At 73.7% G+C, this 5290-nt stretch carries 4 protein-coding genes; 1 reads left to right on the top strand and 3 read right to left on the bottom strand.

All coding sequences use genetic code 11. The features are described 5' to 3' along the window. Window positions 1–163: 163 nt before the first annotated feature. Both AB0873_RS31605 and AB0873_RS31600 read right to left on the bottom strand, forming a co-directional pair. A complete protein-coding gene (locus tag AB0873_RS31605) occupies window positions 164–1165 on the bottom strand; it encodes a glycosyltransferase (protein WP_366604384.1) in 1002 nt (333 codons plus the stop codon). Then, on the bottom strand, window positions 1162–2814 hold the full coding sequence (locus AB0873_RS31600; protein ID WP_155332990.1) for a carbamoyltransferase C-terminal domain-containing protein: 1653 nt from the start codon (window positions 2812–2814) through the stop codon (window positions 1162–1164). The genes AB0873_RS31605 and AB0873_RS31600 overlap by 4 nt, the downstream gene beginning before the upstream one ends. Window positions 2815–3044: 230 nt before the next feature. Here AB0873_RS31600 and AB0873_RS31595 point away from each other — a divergent pair, with 230 nt between their 5' ends. After that, window positions 3045–3647 carry a class I SAM-dependent methyltransferase gene (locus AB0873_RS31595; protein ID WP_366604382.1) on the top strand — a complete coding sequence of 201 codons (603 nt, stop codon included), beginning with the start codon at window positions 3045–3047 and terminating at the stop codon, window positions 3645–3647. A 101-nt stretch (window positions 3648–3748) separates the two neighbouring features. Here AB0873_RS31595 and AB0873_RS31590 read toward each other — a convergent pair whose 3' ends face one another. Beyond that, on the bottom strand, window positions 3749–5008 hold the full coding sequence (locus AB0873_RS31590; RefSeq protein WP_366604379.1) for a hypothetical protein: 1260 nt from the start codon (window positions 5006–5008) through the stop codon (window positions 3749–3751). Between the last annotated feature and the right edge of the window lie 282 nt (window positions 5009–5290).

Raw genomic sequence — 5290 nt, 5'->3', positions numbered from 1 at the left:
CGCGCACCCGACACCGGCCGCACCTTCTCCGGGTCCCCGTTGTACGGCACGTCCTCGACCAACGTCCCGTCCCGGTCCAGCAACACCGCATCGAAGAGGCGCGGACCACCCGGATTGATTTCCATGCGGCATCTGTTGCCCGTGGCAAGTGATGGCTGAAACATCACCCGGCCGCCTGGCGACGTTCGCCACGCGCGCGCCACCAGCCGCGTACCCAGTGCGTCACCGCCAGCGGAGGGATCAGAGCGCTGGTCAACAGCATCGTGGTCACCTCGTCGGCGGTGCGCGGCCCGGGCGCGACGCGAGCACGGGCGAACTCCGCCGTACCCGCCGCCCAGGCCGCCGCGCCGGCCGCCGCGACCACGCCGAGCAGCCGCCGGCGCGTACCCGTGGTGGTGCGCGACAGCGCGGCGGCGACCACCGCGACGGCGCCGGCGGCGGTGACCGCGACGTGCCGGGGCCGCCGGCCCGGCGGCAGGTCCAGGTCCGCGCGCCAGGTCGGCCCGTACAGGCGGCGCAGCAGCGCGTCGTCGGCGTTGCCGCGCTGCACACGCAGGCTGACCCAGCGGTCCTCGGGGCGTACCGGATGAGTCACCGACCGCTGCCCGCGGACCAGGTCCCAACCCGCCCGCCGGACCCGGTGGGCCAGCTCGGCATCCTCCCGGTAGGCCCGCGGGAACCGCTCGTCGAACCCGCCGACCGCGGCCAGCGCCGCCCGCCGGTACGCCATGTCGGCGGTGATCCACGCGCCGACGGCGAGCCCGGCGGTCCCACGCTCCCAGTCCGTGGGGCGGCGGTCCGCCGGCAGCGGCACCTCGACGCGGCCCTGCACACCGCCGACGCGGTCACCGACCGCGAGGTCCGCGACCAGCCGGCGGGCCCAGTCGGCCGCCGGCACCACGTCGTCGTCCAGGAAGACGATCCAGGGGGAACGGGCAACGCGCCAGCCCAGGTTGCGGGCCGCCGCCGGCCCCGCGCCGGGCCCGGTCAGCACCTTCGCGTACGCGGACAGCGCCCCCGGCACGGCCAGCTCACCGGCGGCGTCGCCGCGGTCGTCGACCAGCAGGATCTCCGGGTCGGGCAGCTCGCCGACCTGTGCCGCGAGCGCGTCGAGGAGCGCCGCGAGGCTCGGCCGGCCGAGCGTCGGCACCACGACGCTGATCACCGGCCACCGCCCAGCGCGCCACGCCGCACCGCGAACGGGCCCATCGCCAGCAGCTCCACCGGTGCGGAGCCGAACAGCTCCATCGCCTCGCGGGGCGTGTCGACCATCGGCCGACCGGCGGTGTTCAGCGACGTGTTCACCACCACCGGCAGCCCGGTGAGCCGTTCGAACCCGGCCAGCATCTCCGCGACCAGCGGTTCGGTGTCGGCGTGCACGGTCTGCACCCGAGCGGTGCCGTCGACGTGGGTGACCGCCGGGATGCGGTCCCGCCACTCCGGCTTCACGTTGTGGACGAAGAGCATGTACGGGCTGGGGAAGACACCCTCGAAGACCTCGGCGGCCCGCTCGGCGCGGACCATCGGGGCGATCGGGCGGAACTGCTCGCGACCCTTCACGTCGTTCATCCGGGCGGTGGTGGCCGGGTCACCGGGGTGGGCGAGCAGCGACCGGTGGCCGAGGGCCCGCGGGCCGTACTCGCTGCGCCCCTGGTACCAGGCGACGATGCCGTTGTCGGCGAGGACCCGGGCGGCCTCGGCGGCGATCGAGTCGGGCCGGAAGTAGGGCAGGGCGGCCCGACGCAGCTCGGCCTCCAGCTCCTCGTCCGACCAGCCACGACCCAGGTCCGCGCCGCCCATCGGCACCGGCCGGTCACCGAGGTCGCGGGCCACGTGCAGGGCGGCGCCCAGCGCCGTACCCGAGTCGCCGGCCGCCGGCTGCACCCAGACGTGCCGGAACGGGCCCTGCGCGGCCAGGCGTGCGTTCGCGACGCAGTTCAGGGCCACCCCGCCGGCCATCGCGATGGTGGAGGCGCCGCCGGACGCGTCGTACACCCAGCGGGCCAGGTCGAGGACGACCTCCTCCAGCCGGGCCTGCACACTGGCGGCCAGGTCGGCGTGGTCGCCGGTCATCTCACCGTCGGCGGTACGCGCCTTCGCCAGGCTCGCCCAGTCGATGCGCTCGACGGTGAAGCCGCCCTCCGGGGTGACCCGGATCAGGTCGCGGAGCAGGCCGAGGTGCTTCGGCTCGCCGTACGACGCCAGCGCCATCACCTTGTACTCGTCGCTGGAGTGCAGGAAGCCCAGGTGACGGGTCAGGTCCTCGTAGAGCAGGCCGAGGGAGTGCGGCAGCTCCTGCGCGTACAGGGGCTTGAGCCGGCCGTCGGCGTAGACCCCGGCGAGGTGGCTGGCCACCTCGCCGCGCCCGTCGAGGACCAGCACGGCGGTGTCGTCGCCGCCCGGTGGGGCGGCCAGCCCGGCGGAGGCGGCGTGCGCCACGTGGTGCGGGACGAACCGCACCTTCGCCGGGTCGAGGCCGGGCAGGGCGGCGGCGAGGAACTGCGGGGCGCGCTGCGCGTACTCGACGCGCAGCCAGTCCCAGGGGTCGGCGAGCCCGAGGCTCTCCGCCGGGCGGCACAGGCCCGGGTCGAACGAGTAGGCGACGGCATCGAGGTCGTCGACGTCCAGCCCGGCGCTGGCCAGGCACCAGGCGGCGGAGAGCTCCGGAAGCTCCCACGCGGAGAAGGGCACGGGACGCTTCCCGTGCTTGCGACGGCTGAACCGCTCCTCTTCGGCAGCGGCCACCACCCGGCCGTCGGCCACGAGGGCTGCCGCCGGATCGTGGAAGATCGCGTTGATTCCAAGGACCCGCATGACAGGTCCCCTACCCTCGGCTTCTCCCGCTAACCTGTAGATCATCGTCTTCTCCGGACCGCCGGTCCGTCGCGTGTGGAGGCCGGTTGACGCATGGTCACATCCGGTCAGCAGGCGGTGACCGGAGTGCCTGGTCACCGCGGGCTACCGTTACGGAGGTCCGGTCACGCTCCGCCCGTCGACGTCCGGAGGGGTCGATGTCCCGCTACTCCCGTCCACTCTTCGCCCGGATGTATCCACGAGCGACGGACGCGATGGACCGCGCCGGGGTGGCCGTGCACCGGCGCCGGCTGGTCGCCGGCCTGAGCGGCCGGGTGGTCGAGGTGGGCGCGGGCAACGGCCGCGCCTTCGCGCACTACCCGCCGGCCGTCGGCCACGTGCTGGCCGTCGAACCCGAGCCCCGGCTGCGGGCGGCGGCGCGCGTCGCCGCCGCGTCCGCCCCCGTGCCGGTGGAGGTGGTCGACGGGACCGCCGAGGACCTCCCGGTGGCGGACGGGACCGCTGACGCCGTCGTCCTGTCCCTGGTGCTCTGCTCGGTCGCCGACCAGGCCGCCGCGCTGCGTGAGGCCCGCCGGGTCCTGCGGCCGGGCGGGCAGGTGCGCTTCTTCGAGCACGTACGCGCGCAGAGCCCCGGCCTGCGCCGGGTGCAGCGGGTGGTCGACGCGACCGTCTGGCCGCTGGTGTGCGGCGGCTGCCACACCGGCCGCGACACGGCGGCGGCGATCCGGGAGGCCGGTTTCCACATCACCGAACTGGACCGCTTCCCGTTCCCGGAGACGGCGGTCCCGCTGCCGGCCACCCCGCACGTGCTCGGCACCGCAGTACGCCGGTGACCGCGCCCCCGGGTCGCGTTGGTCATGAGGTCGGCGGGGTTTCCGCGATCGACGTCGCCGCCAACCTCATGACCAACGTGTTTCCGGGGTGGCAGCGAGCGTCAGGAGACGGTGATCGAGCCGTCCGGGCTGCGGACGCAGGAAACGTTGCGGGCGGCGGTGGTGGCGGCGCCAGTCAGGCACCGGCCCAGCACCTGGTGCCCGGCGGCGTTCGGATGCCACGACTCCTGACAGGTCTGGAAGTACGTCACGCACACGTTCGCGATGCGCTGGATGGCGATCTTGTCGTACCCGGAGAGGCTGGTGACGAAGACACCGGTCGGCGGGTCGTCCTGGAGACGGATCGGGGTGGCCAGGGCGCCCGTCGGGCTGGCGGCCGTCTCGCAGAGCCGCGCGCCGTCGAACGCCCGCTGCACGTTCAGGTAGACCAGGTCGGCGCCGGGGAACTCGGCGGCGACAGCGTCACGCGTGGACCTCACCAGCGTGCCGAGGCCCTGCGAGAAGCGGTGGCCCGGCGGCAGGCTGGCACGGTGGATCGGGCAGCCGGCCGCGTACCGTTCGGCGCCCAGCGCGCGGAACTTGTCCCGGGTGTCGTCCCGGCTGTCCTCGGTGTGGAAACTCGGGTACAGGTCCAGCGGCAGCGGGTTGGTGTAGTCCTGGAACACGACCCGGTGCTGGCCGTCCGCGTCGATCTCGCGGAGCGTGGCGAGGAGTTGGCGTACCGCGGCGACGGTCTCCGCGGTCGCGGCGTCGAACTGCGCCGCCGTGGCCAGGTCGGCGTCCGCGCAGGGCTTCTGCTCCACCGGCCCGTTCAGGTACGCCCAGAACTCCCACCAGCCGGTCCACGCGTCCGCGATGAACCGGTTGGCGCACTTCTCGGCCACGTCGCCGAAGGTGAAGGAGCTGTTGTTCGAGCCGAGGCCCAGCAGGACCACGTCGATGTCGTGGGTGCGCCCCACCGCCCGGAGCTGGTCGAGCTGCGCCGCGACCTGCCGCCCGTTGGCGCGGGCCGACGAGGCAGCGGCGATGTCGTGCGGCTGGCCCCCGGAGCACGCCAGGTTGAACCGGTCCTGGATGCCGGGGAGGCTCGCCTGGTGCAGTGAGGCGTTCGCCGAGCGGTGGCAGAAGTACGCGTTGCTGTTCGCCGCCCGCCAGCCGGGGAAACCTTGGGCGGTGCCGTTGACGTCGACCACCGCCGTGTACGCCCCGGCGCCCTCACCGCTGACGAAGCTGTCCCCGAGCGCCACGGCGGCGGTGGGGAGCGCCGCGGTCGCCGGCGCGGTCGCCACGACCGCCGTGGACAGTGCCGCCGTGACGACGGCGAGCCCCGCCGCGAGGACTGTACGCCGCAACCTGGACATGGCGCCCCCATCCGTTCATGAAAATGTGAAAGATCCTCTGGGTCTGCGATCAGATCACCTTCACGTGACGGACGTCAATGGGATGTCACGACTTCGTTCCTCGGCAGACACGTCCGGTCGCTCTCGCGACGTCCGGCTCCGCCCGCCCCGGCCAACCCGCGGGTGTGCAGAACGCCGCTGGCCGGCACCCGGCCGGTGGGGGTGCGCACCGGCGGGTTTAGCAAGAACGAGTTAAAAAAATAATTATTTGAATTTTAAAAATCGGTGCAGCAGCCGGAGGGG

Source organism: Micromonospora sp. NPDC047707 (assembly GCF_040704235.1).
Taxonomy (GTDB): Bacteria; Actinomycetota; Actinomycetes; order Mycobacteriales; family Micromonosporaceae; genus Micromonospora.
Note: the sequence above shows the minus strand (reverse complement) of the source record. Positions and strands in the feature narration are given on the sequence as shown.

Coding starts and splice junctions, on each gene's coding strand:
- AB0873_RS31595 (WP_366604382.1), top strand. CDS start 3,045: ATGTATCCACGAGCGACGGACGCGATGGACCGCGCCGGGGTGGCCGTG.
- AB0873_RS31590 (WP_366604379.1), bottom strand. CDS start 5,008: ATGTCCAGGTTGCGGCGTACAGTCCTCGCGGCGGGGCTCGCCGTCGTC.
- AB0873_RS31600 (WP_155332990.1), bottom strand. CDS start 2,814: ATGCGGGTCCTTGGAATCAACGCGATCTTCCACGATCCGGCGGCAGCC.